This is a genomic window from Candidatus Lernaella stagnicola (genome assembly GCA_030765525.1).
Lineage (GTDB): Bacteria > Lernaellota > Lernaellaia > Lernaellales > Lernaellaceae > Lernaella > Lernaella stagnicola.
The window spans coordinates 141,886-159,218 of record JAVCCK010000007.1 but is presented as its reverse complement, the minus strand read 5'-3'; the positions used below and the strand labels follow the sequence as shown (position 1 = coordinate 159,218).

Sequence of the window (17,333 nt, the reverse complement as noted above, 5' to 3'; positions counted from 1 at the left end):
CTACTCGAATCCGTCAAAGATGCGGTCGTGCACCTCGGTGGAAATCTCCCGCGCCAGCCAGGCGATGGCGTTTTGCTTGTTCGCCTCGCTGTCGAAGATGTTTTCGATGTTTCGGTACTCCCGCACTTTTACCAGATTTCGGTCTTCCCACAATACCCTTCCTTCACGATCCACCAAACGTACCCAGACGTTCATCTGGGCGCGATATTCCACGGCGAAGTCGCTTTCGTTAAAGGCGATGGGACTAGTCTTGAATTTGACGACCTTGCCCAGAAGCACGGCGTCGGAGTCGTCCACGGCGCTGATCCGTACCCAACCGCTTTCGGCGAAGCGGCGGCGCAACTGGTCGGTCAGCAGGGCTTCGAGTCCCGGTTCCATTGTTTGATTTTCCAGCACCGGGACGGCCACGCGACGGATAGTGGGCGGCAGGTTGTTACCCGGACGCGCCAGATGATACCCGCAACCCGCGGCGGCTATCACCAGCAGGAGGGCGGCAAGCAAAAAGCGGGAACCGGCCTGCGACCGATCCCCGCCCTGTTTCGGCATAAAAGAGTTGAGTCTCACTTCTCCAGCGGCTTCCAGTCGATTGAGTTATCCGACATTTTCCAAATGACAACCGCGTCTTTCGGCTGGCCTTCTTTTTCGTAGGAGATCACGAACCAGATTTCGCCTTTCTCCCGCGTAAAGGGCGCGACCGGTTTGGTCAAATAAATGCGATCAAAGAAGTACTTACCATCGGTCAAATCCGTGTAGGAAATACTGTGACCAAGTTTCCGCTCGGAAGACCGTTTGTAGACAACCTTGCCGTCTTCGACGACGTAGATGTCTTCCAGTGTGTAGGTGCCTTTCCACGCGGCCATGTGATACCGAATGAACTTTAGGCCTTCGTTACACCACTCAACACGCATTTGGTCGATGTTCACACCCGCGGTCGGTTTGTGATAAGAACCGTCGATGGAAACCTTTTTCGAACCATGTTCGCGGGTTTCACCCCAGGCGGTTGCGGCCATCACGACCGTAAGTACGGTGACCAAAGCAAATACCAGCGTTCTCCGCATCATTTCGTCCCCCGATTGGATCGCTGCGTTGTTGAAAATGTCGAAACTTTCTATGCGAATTGGGCCATTCTGTCAACCGATTTCAAAAATACACCCAGATGCCCGCCGCACCGCCCGCGTGGCTGAAGGCCAATTCGTCCTTGCGTTGCGCCCCTGGTAACTCCGTGCGAATCGTCGTCGTGGCGCTCCAGCGGTAAAATCCCGACGCATAAGCCCCCACCCATTCGGTGATACGCACGTCGAAACCCACGTCGCCCCCCGCCGTCGGCAACCACTGGTGCGTGGTAACGCGCAATTCATCATAGTAGATCGGCACGTTACTGCGAATGTTCTCCGGATCCTGCTGAATCGCCATATACATGCCGCCGGCGGTGGCGCCCAAATACGGATTGAATCGTTTTTCCGGGCGAATTTCGGCGTGAAAACCAGCCTCCATCGGCGTGATCGAAGTAGTTGACACTCGGCGATAGGAAACGTAATCCACGTCGGCCTCTTGTTTCCCATAGGCGCCGAGGTAGCCGACCGATGCCGAGGCGGAAATCCACGAAAGCAAATGGTAGCGGAACGAGAGCATTCCTCCGTACAGATCGCCGACGATGTCGCGGGTGTCGCGGTCCAGAAGCAACAGGTAGTTGGGCCCCAAAGACATCGAGGCTTGCCGAGCCGACTTTTCAGGCTCGGTTGTATCGGCCGCGGGGTCGGTGTCTAAGGGCACCTGCCCCGGCTCGGCAGCCCATGCGACGGTCGCCAACAGGCAACAAATTGTCGCAATGTAGAACATTTTCATAGCGGTCGGTCCCCAATATGCCGCTGATCAACTTCCTTTTTCGCGCTTTAGCCGCCGATAATCAAGCCTGGATCACCCCAACGGAATCGAGACGCCGAAAAACTCGTGGTCGTACCCCGGGATGGCCCGGCACCCCTTGAGCGCCGCGACCAAAGACGCGGCATCGGCGATCTCTTCTAGAAAGCTGGTAAAACACCGCCCCAACACCTGCGGTTCGTGGGCGTCGCTGCCGCCGGTCATAACCAACCCCATGTCGCTGGCGATTCGCATTAAATTTTGGAAGTAGCCGGGCCGCAGAAGATTTTGTTGGTGCAGCGAAATCATCGTTCCGTTGAACAACTCGATGCCATCCACGTGGGGCAACACGCTTTCAACTTCCGGCAGGCCGATCACTTCATAGCTTTTGGCCCGCTGGTTGACAAAAGGGTGCGCCCAAATCACCGCCGTTTCCTCGTCGTGCCGCAATTCGGCGACGCCGCCGATCGTGGCCGGTAAGTCGTCCAAATATCCTTCATCGGTGGAGAAAACGAGAAAATCACCTTGCGGCGCGCGAACCTCGACGCCGGTAAACACCGGGCAATCCACTAATTCGCGTAGTTCCCGACAGGCGCGGATTGTGCCGAAATCGGTTACCGTCGCCATCGGTAATTGATGGTCGCGAATAAAAGCCGCCAATTTCTCAACGGTCACTTCCGACGTTTTGGAGTATTCGGTATGGATGTGCAGGTCGATGCGCCTCAGGGCGGGAGTCTGCGCCATATTCAGCTGCCGGTAGCGGACAAACCGCCGAAGTCCTTAATCAGCCAGCGCTCGCCTTTTTTAACCAACTCGACGGCCACGTGCGCTTTTTTCTTATCGTTTTCGCCGAAATACATCGGATCGACTTTCAAGTCGTCGCCCTTGATAAGCTCCACGCCGACTTTTGCCGTTTCGCCTTCGATGCGGGCGTTCTCATCGATTTCGACTTTCTGCAATTGGATGAGGTCCAGGTAGGCGGCCACGTTTTGAAAGTGATCGACCGCGACGAACATCTGCCGCAGACGGCTCATCGCCTCGCCGTACAGTCGCGCTTTTTCCGGTTCTTCGTTCGGGGTGCGATTGGCCAATTGATACTCGCGATCCAGGATGATGTCGATCGCAATGAAAAAGGCTTGCACTGTTTTTCCCGGATCGCTCAAATCCGTCGGGACTTCCGGTTTGACCGCTGCCTTCTGTCCCGGCGCGGGCGCCGGCGCGGCCGTGTCGTCGGTTTTCTTGTTGCAACCGAGTGCGAACGCCAAAAATATCGTCAAAAGAATTGCGAGCACTTTGTATCTCAAAATTGCATCCCCCCACGAATCATGATGTGCGGATTATCCTTATGCGGAGCCAAGCACTTCCGAGACCGGGCGTCAACCGCCGGCCGCCGCCGCCTTCCCCAGGTTGAAGGCTTGTTGGTTTGTGGCCCGGAATTTCGCCGGCACGCCCTCGGTGACGATACGCTCAATGACTTCAACCGACATCGGCAAAGCGCCGGTTGCGGCAACCGCGCCAAGCATAACGGCGTTCGCGGCCATGGCGTTGCCGGCCTGTTCAGCCAGTGTTGTGGCGTCGAAAGAAATCAATCGCCGGCACACCGCCGCCACCTGCTCAAGGATATCATCGCGGTCCGGATATTCGCCGTGCCCGAGCGTTACGGTAAAGGGCACGATGGCCCGGGTGTTGACCACCGCGACGGTTTTACCCCCGCAATAAGGCAGCGCCCGCAGCGCCTCCAGCGGTTCGAACGCCATCAGAACATCGGCGTCTCCCCGTCCCACGAGCGGACTCTTCGCGCCGCCGATCAGCACCGCGCTTTCCACGATGCCGCCGCGTTGGCTCATACCGTGAACTTCCGATACGGTCACCGGCAGGTCCGCCGCCATCGCCGCCTCGCCCAGCAGCCGGCTGGCGGTCAAGCTACCCTGCCCGCCGACGCCGCAAAGGTACACGCGCGTGGTTTTATCCGGATTCATGATACCACCTCGTCGACCGGCACGATCGCCCCGTTGGGGCAAACCTGCACGCACGTGCCGCATCCATCGCACAGAATCGGATTGATCTGAATGCGGCCGTCCTCCTGGTAAAAGGCCGGGCAACCGAAATTGTCGAGACAGTTTCGGCACACCGCGCAATACCCGCACGCCAGGCACCGCCGCGCTTCGGCCTGCGCCTCGGCCTCGGTGAACACACCGTCGACCTCTTCGAAATCGCCGACCGCTTCTTGCGGCTCCCGCTTTGGAACATGCCGCCGCGCCTCGGTGGGCACGTCAAGCGGTGCGTAGCGCGACTCGCCAAGAAGCTGTTCACGGTCGCGCCAGTGCTCGATCACCACCTTGTCCGGGTCTTCCGCCAACGTCTTGTCGATCCCATACGCGGCGTACTTGCCCCACTGCAGGGCGTCGGCGACACTGCTCGCGCCCGACACGGCGTCGCCCCCGGCGAACCAAAACGGATTGCCGGTGCCGGCGTCTTCCCGCGCGGCTTGGATACCGCCCCAGCGGTCCACCTTCACGTCCGGCAACTCGTCGGCCCCGACAGCCGCCATCTGCCCGATGGCCGTCACGACATGATCGCACTCGACGACAAAGGTTTCGCCGGTCGGCACCGGCCGCGGCCGCCCGCCTTCATCGGGCTCGCTAAGTTCCATCTGGGCACACGACACGCGCCAGCGGTCGTCGATTTTCTCGACCTGCTGCGGCGCGCCTAACTCGATAAGCTTGACGCCCTCGGCCAGCGCCGCGTCGATTTCCTCGTCGTTCGCCGGCATCTGCGCCCGCGTGCGGCGATACAGCAGCGTGACCGCCGCGGCTCCCAGACGTCGCGCCGTTCGTGCCGCGTCAATGGCCGTGTTGCCCCCGCCGATCACCACAACGTGGCCGGGCAGCGTAACCGGAGTGCCGGTGTTGACCTGCCTCAGCAACGCCAGGGCATCGGTCACGCCAGGCAGGTCTTCTCCGGGAATGCCCAGCCGCGCCCCATTCCACTGTCCCGGCGCGAGGTAGGCGGCGTCGAAGCCGTCGGCCCGCAAGGATGCTTCGGTAAAGTCCCGGCCAAAGCGCTCGCCAAAGTGGAAGGTCACACCGATGCCGGCGATCATTTCCAGATCCTTGGCGAGGGCGTCGTTGGGCAAGCGGTAACCCGGGATGCCGTACCGGCACATACCACCCGCCTCGGACTCGGCTTCGAAAACATCCACCTCGTACCCGCGAAAGCGCAGATCAAACGCGCACGCCAACCCCGAGGGGCCCGCGCCGACGACCGCCACTTTCCGCCCGTTGTCGCGGATGGTGTCGCGTACCCACTTGATGTACGCCGCGCGATCGGCGTCGGTTTCATTGTCCATAACGAAGCGCTTGAGGCGATTGATGGCCACCGGGTCGTCGATGTCGTTTCGAATGCACACATCCTCGCAGGGATGGTGGCACACGCGGCACACGGTGTGGGGCATGACGAGCCGCTGGCGAATCAACGTCCGCGCTTCGCGGTAGCGGCCCGCCGCGATGTGATTGACGTACCCCTGCACGCACAGCCCCAGCGGACAAGCCGACTCGCAGGGCGGATGCTCCATTTTGGCCGGCGCCTGTTCCGGATACAGGTCGGGATCCGCCGGCCCCGCCAACACCCGGGCGCGCCCGCGGGCAAGTGCGTAGTCGGCGTGCGGGTGCAATTCGCATTGCATGCCCTGGCTGTCCCGCCCGCAGTAGCGGCACTTGTCGGGATCGACACGGTACTTCGTTTCGCGGCGCGGTTCTCCCAACGCCTTGCGGGCAAAAAGCGGACACGGACTGCGGGAGATCAGCACCTTGAGGCCGGTCTTGCTCAGCAACTCCCTGATCGTAAGCAAACTCGCCTTCGTGTTTAGCGGGTCGATCGTGGCCACGTGTTCGACGCCCGCGGCGCGCACAATCTTCTCGATGTCCGCCTGCGGCAGTTCGCCGCCCGGGGTGCCGGGGTGTGGTTGGTGGCCGGTCATGCCGGTGGTGCTGTTATCGAGTACGACGAGTGTCAAGTCGCGCCGGTTGTGAACCGAGTTAAGCAAGCCGGTCATGCCGGAATGAAAAAACGTGGAATCGCCGATGAAAGCGATCACCGGCTTGTCCGTGACCGCGGAGAAACCGCCCGCGCTCGAGGCCGACGATCCCATGCAGATGAAGAAGTCGCCGACATCCAACGGCGGCAGGAAGCCAAGGGTGTAGCAGCCGATATCCGACAGATACATCGGCTCGTTCTCGACGGCCAGCTTGACGGCGTAGTACGTCGCCCGGTGGGGGCACGAGGGGCAGAGGATCGGCGGGCGCCCCGGCAATGCTGTCGCGGCGTCGCGGTATTCGCGCGCCTCGTCCAACTGGAACAACTGCGAGAGGGCGTCGGCCACCGCATCCGGGCCGAGTTCGCCGAGTTTGGAAAAGTGGCCGCTTTCCTTGCCGAACACGCGGATCAGCTTACCGACCCGGTTGGAGGCCATGCGCAATTCGTCTTCGAGAAGGGTGTCGCCCTCTTCCACGACCAACGCCTGATCGACGCGCTCGACGAATTCGGCGAGCTTGCGTCGCGGCACGGGATAGGTCGTGGCCAGGTGCAGGACGTGGACGTGATCAGTCAGTCCGAGACGCGTCACCACGTCTTCCACGTAACAAGCGGAAACGCCGCTGGTGAGAATGCCGAAACGCCCGTCGCCCCAGGTGCGATTGAGCGGCGAATCGTTGAAGACCTGCTCGATTTTCTCCAAGTTCGCTTCCACGACGGGGTGACGCAGGCGCGCGACGGCCGGCACGGGCGTAAAACGCCGCTTGTCGGGCACGAAGCTCCCCTTCGTTTTTCTCTCGCCCAGCACGCCGACTGAAACCACGCCGCGGGTGTGGGAGACGCGTGTGGTGGTGCGCAGCAAAAACGGCGTCTCGAATTTTTCGGAGAGATCAAAGGCCGCCTGGATCAAGCGGAAGGCGTCTTCGGGCGTGGCCGGCTCGAGCATCGGGATTTTCCCGAGGCGGGCATAATGCCGGTTGTCCTGCTCGTTCTGGCTGCTATGGCAACCGGGATCGTCAGCGGTGATCAGGACGAAGCCGCCGCGCACGCCGATATAGGCCAAGGTCATCAGCGGATCGGCGGCGACATTGACGCCGACGTGTTTCACGGCCACGAGGGTGCGTACGCCCGTGGCCGCGGTGGCAGCGGCTACCTCCAGCGCAACCTTCTCGTTGACTGAATACTCGAAACCGACGCCCGCCTCTTGGTGCAAGAGGTTAAAAGTGTCGCCGATTTCCGAGCTGGGTGTGCCGGGATAGGTCGAAACGAAGCCGACGCCGGCCTCCAACGCTCCGCGGACGATCGCTTCGTTTCCAAGAAGCAAAGCGCGCTTATTTGCGGCGGCCAACAGTGGATGCATGGCGCATTCTCCTTCGGCTGCGCAGTGTAGGCTTAGGTCGAAAAACGGTCAACCGAAGTCAGGCGCGGCGATAGATTGCCGGTTTCGGTCCTTTTGGCGTCGCATTGACAGTATTTTGCGGCCTTCCTAATATGGCAACGCCTTCAAAAAGGGGTTTGTGTTCGAAACTGCATCTACACAGGAGAATACGCGATGACCGTACGGGGTAAAACCATTCTCGTACTGGGCGGTTGGGGTTTAGTCGGCCGCGCCGTATGTCATGAACTGCTGCAAGACAATCCCCGCAAGTTGATTATTTGCAGCCTCACGAAGGAAGAAGCCGACGAGGCGGTGCAAGATCTCAAACGGGAAAGCGCACAGATGAGAGAACTGCGCGGCATGCGCATCACGACAACCTTTGTTGCCGAGTGGGGCGACATCTTCGCGCGTATGGAATTCAAAGACCGCAACGCGCGTACGATTGCCGACAATGACGACCTCGATAAACTTATCGACGACACGTTCAACGACTTGAAGAAGATAGACCTCAACCAAGTCTACCTGTATCAACTCATCACGCGGTACAAACCGGATGTTGTCGTCGACGCGATCAACACCGCGACCATCGTCGCGTACAAGGACGTCTACGCCTCGACGCTCGATTTGCGCATGAAATTGGTCGCGCTCGAGAGTGCACACACTAAGGGCGGAAACCTGGACAAGGCGATCACCGACATCGGCCACAGCATCCGCGAGCATCTGACAAGCATCTACCTACCCCGACTGATTCGCCACGTACAGGTGCTCTACCGCGCTATGAAAAAGGTCGATTGCAGTTTCTATGTGAAGATCGGCACCACCGGTACCGGCGGCATGGGAATGAACATTCCCTACACCCACTCGGAGGAAAAGCCGAGCCAAAAGCTGCTTTCCAAGAGTTCCGTCGGCGGGGCGCACAGCCTGCTGCTGTTCCTCATGTCCAACACGCCCGACACCGCTTTCACGATGGAGATCAAACCCGCCGCGGCGATCGCCTGGAAATCGATCGGTTACGAAACGGTTCGGCGGGGCAAGCAGCCCATTCAACTGTTCGACAACCTGCCCGCCAAGCCCTTCACGCTCGGCCGCAAGCTGGCACTGGAAATCTCGACCGCCGAGGCCGAGGGCCGCATCGTCGACACGGGCAAGCCGCTCAAGGCCGTACAGATCAACACCGGCGAGAACGGCGTTTTCTCGCCCGGCGAGTTCACGGCGATCACCACGACGGGACAAATGGAATACGTCACGCCGGAAGAAATTGCCCGCAACGTGCGCGCCGAATTGCTGGGTGGCAACACCGGGTACGACATCGTCACGGCACTCAAAAATTCGATCATGGCAAGCACGTATCGCGCCGGTTTCATGCGCGATCACGCCGCGTCGCAACTGCGCCGCCTCGAACAAAAGCACGGTGAGGCCGTCGCGTTTGAGATTCTCGGTCCGCCCCGTTTGTCGAAGCTGCTTTATGAAGCGTACCTGCTGAAGCTGGTGTACGGCACGCCGAAGAAGGTCGCGGCTCAGAAGCCTGAGGCGATGGCCAAAAAGCTGGCGGCGTTGGTCAAGCGCGAGGCGGAGTTGCGTTCCCGCATCCTCTCGATCGGGATTCCGATTTTGCTGCCCAACGGCGAGGACATGCTGCGTGGGCCGAAGATCGTCAGCCCGCCCTTCCGCGGCGAGAACGAGGTGCCGGTCAACAAGAAGCGGATCAACCAGTACGCGTTTGACGGTTGGCTCGATTTGCGACCGGAAAACATGCAGACGTGGATCGACCGCTTCGCGAGGTTGCAGCACCAACTCGATACACTCTCGTGGGACGGCAGCGCGGCGGACACGTCGAGCCGTTTCAATCGCAAGTGTTACGTGGGCGCTGACGGGCGGATCGACATCGGTGAAGTCGTCGGGTGGATTTTCAACAACGAGGAGGAAGGCAGTCGGTTGAACTTCGTGCCTTTCGCCCCGCAGGTGAAGAAAGTTCGCAACCGAGTCTGAATTCCGTCACCGAAAGCCAGGCGGTGGCTCCTAGAGCGTCTTGAGGATTTGCTGCTCTAAGTCGCGCACGGCGGTTTCCAATTCCCGCCCTTTTTCCTGCACGGCCTCCTGCTGTTCGCTGGGGCCATAATGCGCGATGTAATGCTTGATTTTCGGTTCCGTGCCCGAGGGCCGGATCGACACTGTGGTTCGTCCGCCGCCCTCGATGAGTTGGTACACCACGACGTTGCTTTGCGCCAATCCCAACGGCTTTTTCTCGCCGGTAGACATGTCGAGTTCCGTGTCTTGTAGGCGGTCGGTGATCCTCACGACGGGCAGCCCGGCGATTTCCCGAGGCGGCTCCCGGCGCAAGCGATCCATCAACTGGGCCATTTGCGTTTGCCCCGCGGCCCCATGCAAAAAGACCGAAAAACCTTTGTTGAAAAAATACCCGTGCTCGTCGTACAGCTCATGGAGACGATCCAGCAGCGACTTGCCTTCGCTTTTGTAGAAGGCGGTCATCTGCGCGGCAATCACCGCGGCCGAGGCGCTGTCCTTATCGCGCACCTCGTGGTGCATCATGTAGCCGATCGATTCCTCGCACGCGAAGATCATATTCTCCGGCGCGACGCCACGCCCCTCGCGTGAGAGGATTTCAAACGCGACGTTCTTGAATCCGACCAACAGGTTGTCCACGACCTCCACGCCGAAGGATTCGGCAACCGCGCGAATCATTTTGGTCGTCACCTGCGTGGTGCAAATGTATGCCTGCTGCGACACGCTTCCGGCGGTCTGGAGCCGCGAGACCACGAAGTCGAGCATCAGCGGCTGGAATTCGTTGCCGGTGAGGTAGATGTATTCGCCGCCGCCCGCCGGTACGAAAACGCCGAGGCGGTCGCCGTCCGGGTCGCTGGCGAGTACGACGTCGGCGTCGATTTGCTTGGCGAGGGCCACCGCGACGGCCATGGCGTCGGGGTCTTCCGGATTGGGGTAGTTGCGCGGGACGGTGGGGAAATTGCCGTCCATCGGAATCTGGTTTTCGGGGACGTGTACGTCGTGGAAACCGAAACGTTCCAGCAACGGCGTGACGATCGTCGAACCCGTGCCGTGCAAAGGCGAGTAGACGATTTTTGCGGCTCGTTCGTCACAGAAATTCAGGTCGCGTTCCATCATGGCAAAGTAAGCTTCGTCCACCTCGCTGCCGAGCATCGCGACAAGGCCTTTCTCTTTTGCCGTGTCGAAGTCGAGCCGCGCGATGTCGGTCACCGCTTTGACTTCTTCCAGGATGGCCACGTCATGCGGCGCCACGATCTGCCCGCCGTCTTGCCAGTACGCCTTGAAGCCGTTGTCGGTGGGCGGATTGTGGCTGGCGGTGATGACGACGCCGGCGGTTGTCGGCAGATGCCGAACGGCGAAGGAGAGCAAGGGTGTCGAGCGCGGGCTGTCGAAGAGCAAGACGCGGATACCGTTGCCGGCCAGCACTTCGGCGGTGAGATGGGCGAATTCTTCCGACGAATTGCGCACGTCGTAGGCTATGGCCACGCCGCGCTCGGCCAGCGCGCCGCCGTTGTCTTGCCTGATGATGTAGGAGGCGAGCCCTTGGGCCGATTCGCCGACCGTGCGGGCGTTCATACGATTGCTGCCGGTGCCCACGGTACCGCGGCGTCCGCCGGTGCCGAAGGGGATGATTTGGTAAAAGGCGTCGATCAACGCCGTGGGACGAATCAGCGCGATAACGTCGCGTTGAAAATCGGCAAAGCGCGGGTCGGTCAGCCACATCTTGGCGTTCTGGTAGGTCTCGTCGGTGATTTCGCCGCTATCGCGGTAGAAATTGAGCAACGCGAGATACCGTTCGAGGTGATCAGCCATGTTCCACTCCCAGTTCCTGCAGTACCCGGTCGGTGTCCGAGAAGTCATCAAATACGATATCGGCGCCTAGCTCGGTCAACTCCGTCGAGGAGAAATTCATCGTCCCCACTCCGACGGCGGTGCAGCCGTTGGCGCGCGCCGTTTCGATATCGCGGTCCGTGTCGCCGATAATATAAACATGCGGGCCCGGCTCGACTACCGTGCCCAGATGAGCGCCGGCACGATCCAGCGCTATGGGCACGAGTGCGGGACGATCCTCGCTGTCGTTGCCGAACGCCCCGTAGGGGAAATATTTCCATAAGTCGAAACGTGACAGTTTCGCCTTAGCGCCACCGAGTACGTTGCCCGTGAGCAGGCCGATCGAGATATCCGCGCGCCCGGTCATGGCTTGAATCAACTCGGCGACGCCGGGAAAAAGCGTTGGGTTGGGCGAGCGCGGCATTTCCTCGGCGATATAAGTTTCATACATTTCGATCAGCGCTTTGATCTCGCCGTTGTGGTCGCCGTCTACGCCGTGCTTCACCAGCGCCTCGCGGAAAATCGCCGGGTCCACTTTTCCTTGGAAGTGAAAGTCGCGAAAGGCGTCGGCGATGCCGTAACGCTCGTGAAAGACACGGGTCATGGCGCACATGCCCGCGCCGCCGGAAAGCATAATCGTACCGTCGATGTCGAACAGGTAGATATTCACTTGATGTCCTTTAGCGGCGCCAGTATCTCGGCACCAGCAGGACCAGCACGGTGTAGATCTCGAGCCGGCCGATAATCATGCAAAGGATAAGCACCCATTTGCCCAAGAGCGGAATGGCTGCGTAATTTTGATGCGCCCCGACGCCGGCCAGGCCGGGTCCGACGTTTCCGATCGTCGCCGCCACGCTGCTGATGGCCGTTAGAAAATCGAGCCCCAGCGCGCCCATGATCAACGAACACAGGAGGAAAAGCGAAAGATACAGAATGATGAAGTTGCTGATCGAGCGCATCACCGGGTCCGGCACCGTCATGCGTCCGAGGCGCAACGGAATCACCGCCCGTGGGTGAATCAGCCGGTAGAGTTCGTGATAGGCGTACTTGAGCAGCAGTTGCACGCGCATGATTTTCACCGAGCCGCCGGTCGAGCCGCTCATGCCGCCCACGAACATCAACCCCAACATGAGGATACGCAGGAAATCCGGCCAGGTATCGAAATCGGCGGTCGTAAAACCGGTGGTGGTGATGATCGCCGGCACTTGAAAGAACGCGCGACGGAACGATTCGAACATCGTCGGATAGGTTCTGGTCACATACAGCGCGACGGTCAACAGGGCCATCATCCCGGCCATCAACAGGATGTAGAAACGAAACTCCGGATCGCGCCACGGCGCCTTCCAGCGTCCGCGGAGAACCTGAAAATGCAGCGCGAAATTGATGCCGGCCAAAATCATGAACACGCCGATGACGAAATCGAAATAGGCGCTGTTATATCCTTCGACGCTCATATTGTTGGTGGAAAAGCCGCCGGTGGCCAAGGTCGCAAAGGCGTGGCAGATCGCATCGAAGAGGCTCATACCGCCGATTTTGAGCAGCACGACTTCCAACACGGTAATCAAAAGGTAGACGCCCCAGAGAAGCTTGGCCGTTTCAGCCACGCGCGGCGTGAGCTTGTCCGCCGTCGGCCCCGGCACCTCGGCCTTGAAAAGCTGCATGCCGCCAACACCCAACAGGGGCAGGATCGCCACGCCCAGCAAAATGATACCCATGCCGCCGAGCCATTGGGTAAGCGCCCGCCAAAACAGGATGCCGTGGGTTTGGCCTTCGATGTCGGTCAGCACCGTCGCGCCGGTCGTGGTTAAGCCGCTGGCGGCCTCGAAAAAGCAGTCGGTATACATGTGAACGAAACTGGGCGATGCGCCGCCGGCATCAAACACATGCTGAAAATAGTACGGCAAACCGCCGAAGGCCGCGGCCAGCAACCACGCCATCGTCACGATGAAGAAGCCGTCCCGGTTGGAGATTTCCGCATACTGCTTACGAAACAGCAGATAAGTCAGCGCCCCGAACCCGACGGTCGCGGCCGCGGAAATTCCGAACGCGGGCCAATCGCCTTCGCCGTAGATCAACGCCACGATCAGTGGCGCCAGCATCGATAGACCGAGAAATACGATCATCGCGCCGAGTACTTTGAAGACGAATCTGAAATGCACGTCGCGCTCCCGCTTGCGTTAGAAAAAGGAGAGGTTGACCGAGAACAGGTTTTCCAGGGCCTTGATATTGCCCGTATCAGTTAACGCCAAGACGAGATCGCCGACTTGGATCACGCTCTCGCCGCCGGGGATAATCACGTCGTTGTCGCGAATGATCGCGATGATCAGCACGCCCTTCGGGAACTTGATTTCCTTCAGAGCCTTGCCGACGACCAGCGAAGTTTCCAGCGCTTCGAATTCCAGCACCTCGGTACGTTGGTTGCCCAATACCACTTCGCTGCGGACCTTGCCCTTGCGCATGTACGCCATGATGCGGTTAACCGCCGCGAGGCGCTTGGAAACGATGATATCCACACCAATCGAAGAAATGATCTGGTTGTACGTGGCGCGTTCCAGAACGGTGGCGACTTTCTTCACGCCGAACCGCTTGGCCAGTAGCGCGGAGAGAATATTATCCTCGTCGTCCTCACTGGCCGACACGAAGGCGTCCAGGCTGGCCGCATCCTCTTCCTCGAGCAGTTCCTGATCGACGAAGGGGCTGTGCAATATGACCGCCTGCGGGAAACGCTCAGCCAATTGAACGCATTTTTCGTAATCCTTCTCGACGATGCGTAAGCTCATTCCGTCGGCAAGGATCATTTCGGCCAGCAAGCGGGCGACATTAGTGGCGCCGAAAAGCATGATGCGGCGCACCGGTTTGGTCGTCAGGCCGAGGCCGGCCATGACATGGTCGATATTCTCGGGGGTGCTTATCACCCACACGGTATCCCCCGCCTCCATGGTGTCCGCACCGCCGGGGATCACGATTTTTTCGCCGCGCTGAATGGCGGCAATGAGTACTTTTTTCTCCGGACGAAACTCGGAAAGGTATTGTAGTTGCTGGCCGATGACCGGACTGTCGGGCGGGATCGGCACGCCGATAAGCTTCACCCTTCCCCCGCCCAAATCGATCACTTCCTTCGCGCAGGGAATGTTCAGCACCTTCTGGATCGCCTCAGCCGCCTCCCGTTCCGGATTGATGTGCAGGTCCACGCCCAAATGCGGGCTGGCGAGAATATCGGTTCCCTCCACGTATTCCGGGTTGCGGATTCGCGCGATTTTGAGCGGGGTCGTTGTCTGCGAAGCGGCGATCAGGCAGGCCACCATATTGACTTCATCGGACGTCGTGACGGCGATGAGCAGGTCGGCGTTTTCGATGCCCGCCATGCGCAGTACGCGCGGGCTGCTGCCGTGCCCGGTGATGGCTTGGACATCGAGGTTGTCCTTGGCGAAGGCGACGCGATTCGGGTCGTGGTCCACCAACACCACGTCTTTGTTTTCCGCGGCGAGCCGGGACGCGATGTGCATCCCCACTTCACCGGCGCCGACGATGATGATTTTCATGACCTACCTCTACCCCAGGCTTCGTTCCAACCTCGCCAAAATGGGGTTGATTATCTTCAAATGGCGACGCTCGGCAAACACCGTGACTTCCACGCGCGCCAGGCGTTCTTTGTCTCCGCCGAAGCGCTCGGCGATCGCGTTGCCGAGGATTTCCGCAGCCTCGGCCGCGTCGAGTTCGGACAATGCCACGCCCGGCAATTCGAGCGCGAAATCGGTCACGTTGAGTTTGGCCAAGGCTTCGCAGATCTTTTTACAGATCGTGCGGTAGGCTTGGATGGTGTAATTCTCGCGGCGTCCGAGGCCCGCTACCATGATTTTGTCGCACGGCATGCGGCGCAGTGCGGGCATGAGCAGAGGTTCGCCGAAGGTGCCGTCCACGAAATGCTGCATGATGAGTCTGGAGATGCGGCCGCTTAGATGCCAGTCCGACAACCCGGTGGCGCCCTTCAACGGTCGTTCGTCCTTGAAAAAGGATAGAACGAGGGTGTCGGTTGGAACCTGGTCGGATCGTTGGCTGGTGCCCCGAAGTTTCATATCCTTTGCTTACATTTCCTCTTTTTTGTGATCCCGGGCGATTTTGTCGATGATGCCGTTGACGAAGGCGCCGGAGTCTTCCGACCCGAAGCGCTTGCCTATTTCCACCGCCTCGTTAATGGTCACGTTCTTCGGGATCTCGGGACAGAACAGGACTTCGAAGGTGGCCAGACGCAGCACGTTGCGGTCAACGCCGTTCATGCGTTCCAAGCTCCAATTCTCCGAATACTGCGCCAGCAATTTGTCGATTTCCTCTCTGTGATTTAAGACGCCGACTACGAGTCGGTCGCAAAATTCTCGGACCTCCGGCGCGACTTGAATATCGCGCCAAAAAAGTTCGAGGATTTTCTCCAACTCCGTGCCAACCAAGTCATGCGCGTACAGTATCTGGAGCGTGAATTCACGCGCCTTGTGTCGGTTTCCCATAACGCCCTTATACTTGCCTGTAGAGGTCGATCATCTCGAGCGCGGCCATGGCCGCTTCAGCGCCCTTGTTGCCGGCTTTGCTACCGGCGCGTTCGATGGCCTGCTCGATGGTGTCGGTTGTTAACACTCCAAAGCTGACGGGTACTTTGCCTTCGAGCGCGACATGAGCCACGCCCTTGCTGACCTCGGCGGCAATGTAGTCAAAGTGCGGCGTTCCTCCGCGAATGACGCAACCCAGGGCGATGACGGCGTCGTAGTCACCGCCGGCCACGCGACTGACGATCGCCGGCAGCTCGAAGGCGCCGGGCGCCCAGACAACGGTAATCTTGTCGCGGTCGCCGTCGTGACGGACGATGATGTCGATGGCGCCGTCCAACAATTTGCTGGTGATAAAGCTGTTCCACCGGGAAACGACCAGGGCAAACGTACAGCCTTTGGCACTAAGTTTTCCTTCAATGACCTTCATTCGAATCTTCCTCACAGCAGTTATCGACCTCATGGAGCTCGTGTCCGAGCTTCTCCTTTTTGGTCCTCATATACGTGATATTTTCCTTAGTATACCCTACTTCGATCGGAACGCGATCCGCGATATTCAAACCGTAGCCGGACAATCCGATGACTTTGCGGGGATTGTTGGTCAAGAGGCGAATATTCTTGATGCCGAGTGAGACGAGGATCTGCGCCCCGACGCCGTAGTCACGTAAATCGGCTTTGAATCCGAGGTCTTCGTTGGCCTGAACGGTGTCGCGCCCCTGCTCCTGCAGCGCGTAGGCTTTGATTTTGTTGCCCAGTCCGATCCCGCGGCCTTCCTGATTCATATACAGGATGACGCCGCGTCCTTCGTCGTTGACCATTTCCATCGCGCGGTGCAATTGGCTGCCGCAGTCGCAGCGCAGCGAGCCGAAGACGTCGCCGGTGAGGCAACTGGAATGCACGCGGGCGAGAATCGGCTCCTCGGTTTGGACATCGCCCTTGACTAAGGCGACGTGCTCCAATTCGCCGGCTTCCACATCGGAGACGAACACCATCGCCCTGAATTCACCGCCGTATAGAGTCGGTATGTGCGCTTCGGCGATACAGCGCACGTGCACCTCCGTTTTCATGCGCCATTCGATGATGTCGACGATCGAGCAGATCAGCATGTTGTGTTCGGCGGCGAACTCCTTCAGGTCCGGCAGGCGGGCCATGGTGCCGTCGTCTTTCATCACCTCGCAAATAACCGCCATGGGCTTGAGGCCGGCCAGGCGGCATAAGTCGACGCTGCCCTCGGTTTGACCCGTCCGTCGCAGGACGCCGCCGCGCACGGCCCGCAACGGAAAAATGTGGCCGGGTCGCGCCAAGTCGGCGGAAGTGGCGTTCTCGTTGACCGCAACCTGCACGGTGGTGGCGCGGTCATGAGCCGAGATACCGGTGGTAACGCCCTGCCGGGCTTCGATGCTGACAGTGAACGCGGTGCCGAACCGGCTGGTGTTGTCGGCCACCATCGGCTGTAGATCGAGTACGTCGGCGCGCTCCTCGGTCATGGCCAGGCAAACGAGGCCGCGGCCGAATTTGCTCATGAAGTTGATAGCGTCGGGCGTGATGTGCTCGGCCGCTACGCACAAGTCGCCTTCGTTTTCACGATCCTCGTCATCGACCAGAATGATCATCCGGCCGTTGCGCATTTCTTCGATTACTTCCGGTATTGTCGCCAGTGCCATATTGTC

The 17,333-nt window shown here is 59.8% G+C and carries 16 protein-coding genes; 1 reads left to right on the top strand and 15 read right to left on the bottom strand.

The window, feature by feature from the left end; genetic code table 11:
• The 7 genes from P9L99_03280 to iorA form a co-directional block, all read right to left on the bottom strand.
• Complete coding sequence (locus P9L99_03280) at window positions 1-546, bottom strand: LptE family protein (protein ID MDP8222356.1); 546 nt, start codon at window positions 544-546, stop codon at window positions 1-3.
• 14 nt (window positions 547-560) lie between these two features.
• Window positions 561-1,061, bottom strand: a complete 501-nt coding sequence (locus tag P9L99_03275; GenBank protein ID MDP8222355.1) for a hypothetical protein — start codon at window positions 1,059-1,061, stop codon at window positions 561-563.
• 79 nt (window positions 1,062-1,140) lie between these two features.
• Complete coding sequence (locus P9L99_03270; protein MDP8222354.1) at window positions 1,141-1,845, bottom strand: hypothetical protein; 705 nt, start codon at window positions 1,843-1,845, stop codon at window positions 1,141-1,143.
• 72 nt (window positions 1,846-1,917) lie between these two features.
• The gene (locus P9L99_03265; protein MDP8222353.1) at window positions 1,918-2,604 is read right to left on the bottom strand and encodes a PHP domain-containing protein; all 687 of its coding nucleotides are present in this window, start codon (window positions 2,602-2,604) and stop codon (window positions 1,918-1,920) included.
• Window positions 2,605-2,606: 2 nt separating this feature from the next.
• Window positions 2,607-3,164: a hypothetical protein gene (locus tag P9L99_03260; GenBank protein ID MDP8222352.1), complete on the bottom strand. Its 558-nt coding sequence runs from the start codon at window positions 3,162-3,164 to the stop codon at window positions 2,607-2,609.
• 72 nt (window positions 3,165-3,236) lie between these two features.
• Window positions 3,237-3,839, bottom strand: a complete 603-nt coding sequence (locus P9L99_03255; protein MDP8222351.1) for an indolepyruvate oxidoreductase subunit beta — start codon at window positions 3,837-3,839, stop codon at window positions 3,237-3,239.
• Entirely contained in the window at window positions 3,836-7,252 is a 3,417-nt protein-coding gene (iorA, locus tag P9L99_03250; protein MDP8222350.1) for an indolepyruvate ferredoxin oxidoreductase subunit alpha, read from the bottom strand. The genes P9L99_03255 and iorA overlap by 4 nt, the downstream gene beginning before the upstream one ends.
• Before the next feature lie 192 nt (window positions 7,253-7,444).
• On the opposite strand from iorA, the gene P9L99_03245 reads away from it, so the two are divergent.
• Entirely contained in the window at window positions 7,445-9,259 is a 1,815-nt protein-coding gene (locus tag P9L99_03245) for a hypothetical protein (GenBank protein ID MDP8222349.1), read from the top strand.
• 30 nt (window positions 9,260-9,289) lie between these two features.
• Here the strand turns inward: P9L99_03245 and P9L99_03240 are convergent, their stop codons facing one another.
• The 8 genes from P9L99_03240 to P9L99_03205 are packed head-to-tail and all read right to left on the bottom strand — an operon-like array spanning window position 9,290 to window position 17,327.
• Window positions 9,290-11,107: a phospho-sugar mutase gene (locus tag P9L99_03240; protein MDP8222348.1), complete on the bottom strand. Its 1,818-nt coding sequence runs from the start codon at window positions 11,105-11,107 to the stop codon at window positions 9,290-9,292.
• Window positions 11,100-11,795: an HAD family hydrolase gene (locus tag P9L99_03235; protein ID MDP8222347.1), complete on the bottom strand. Its 696-nt coding sequence runs from the start codon at window positions 11,793-11,795 to the stop codon at window positions 11,100-11,102. Before P9L99_03235 ends, P9L99_03240 begins: the two co-directional genes overlap by 8 nt.
• Window positions 11,796-11,805: 10 nt before the next feature.
• The gene (locus P9L99_03230; protein ID MDP8222346.1) at window positions 11,806-13,284 is read right to left on the bottom strand and encodes a TrkH family potassium uptake protein; all 1,479 of its coding nucleotides are present in this window, start codon (window positions 13,282-13,284) and stop codon (window positions 11,806-11,808) included.
• Between the two features lie 18 nt (window positions 13,285-13,302).
• A complete protein-coding gene (trkA, locus tag P9L99_03225) occupies window positions 13,303-14,667 on the bottom strand; it encodes a Trk system potassium transporter TrkA (GenBank protein MDP8222345.1) in 1,365 nt (454 codons plus the stop codon).
• Window positions 14,668-14,676: 9 nt separating this feature from the next.
• Window positions 14,677-15,201 carry a M17 family peptidase N-terminal domain-containing protein gene (locus P9L99_03220; protein ID MDP8222344.1) on the bottom strand — a complete coding sequence of 175 codons (525 nt, stop codon included), beginning with the start codon at window positions 15,199-15,201 and terminating at the stop codon, window positions 14,677-14,679.
• A gap of 9 nt (window positions 15,202-15,210) precedes the next feature.
• Window positions 15,211-15,627: a transcription antitermination factor NusB gene (nusB, locus tag P9L99_03215; GenBank protein MDP8222343.1), complete on the bottom strand. Its 417-nt coding sequence runs from the start codon at window positions 15,625-15,627 to the stop codon at window positions 15,211-15,213.
• A gap of 7 nt (window positions 15,628-15,634) precedes the next feature.
• Window positions 15,635-16,093, bottom strand: a complete 459-nt coding sequence (gene ribE, locus P9L99_03210; protein ID MDP8222342.1) for a 6,7-dimethyl-8-ribityllumazine synthase — start codon at window positions 16,091-16,093, stop codon at window positions 15,635-15,637.
• A complete protein-coding gene (locus P9L99_03205; GenBank protein MDP8222341.1) occupies window positions 16,080-17,327 on the bottom strand; it encodes a bifunctional 3,4-dihydroxy-2-butanone-4-phosphate synthase/GTP cyclohydrolase II in 1,248 nt (415 codons plus the stop codon). The genes ribE and P9L99_03205 overlap by 14 nt, the downstream gene beginning before the upstream one ends.
• Window positions 17,328-17,333: the final 6 nt, after the last annotated feature.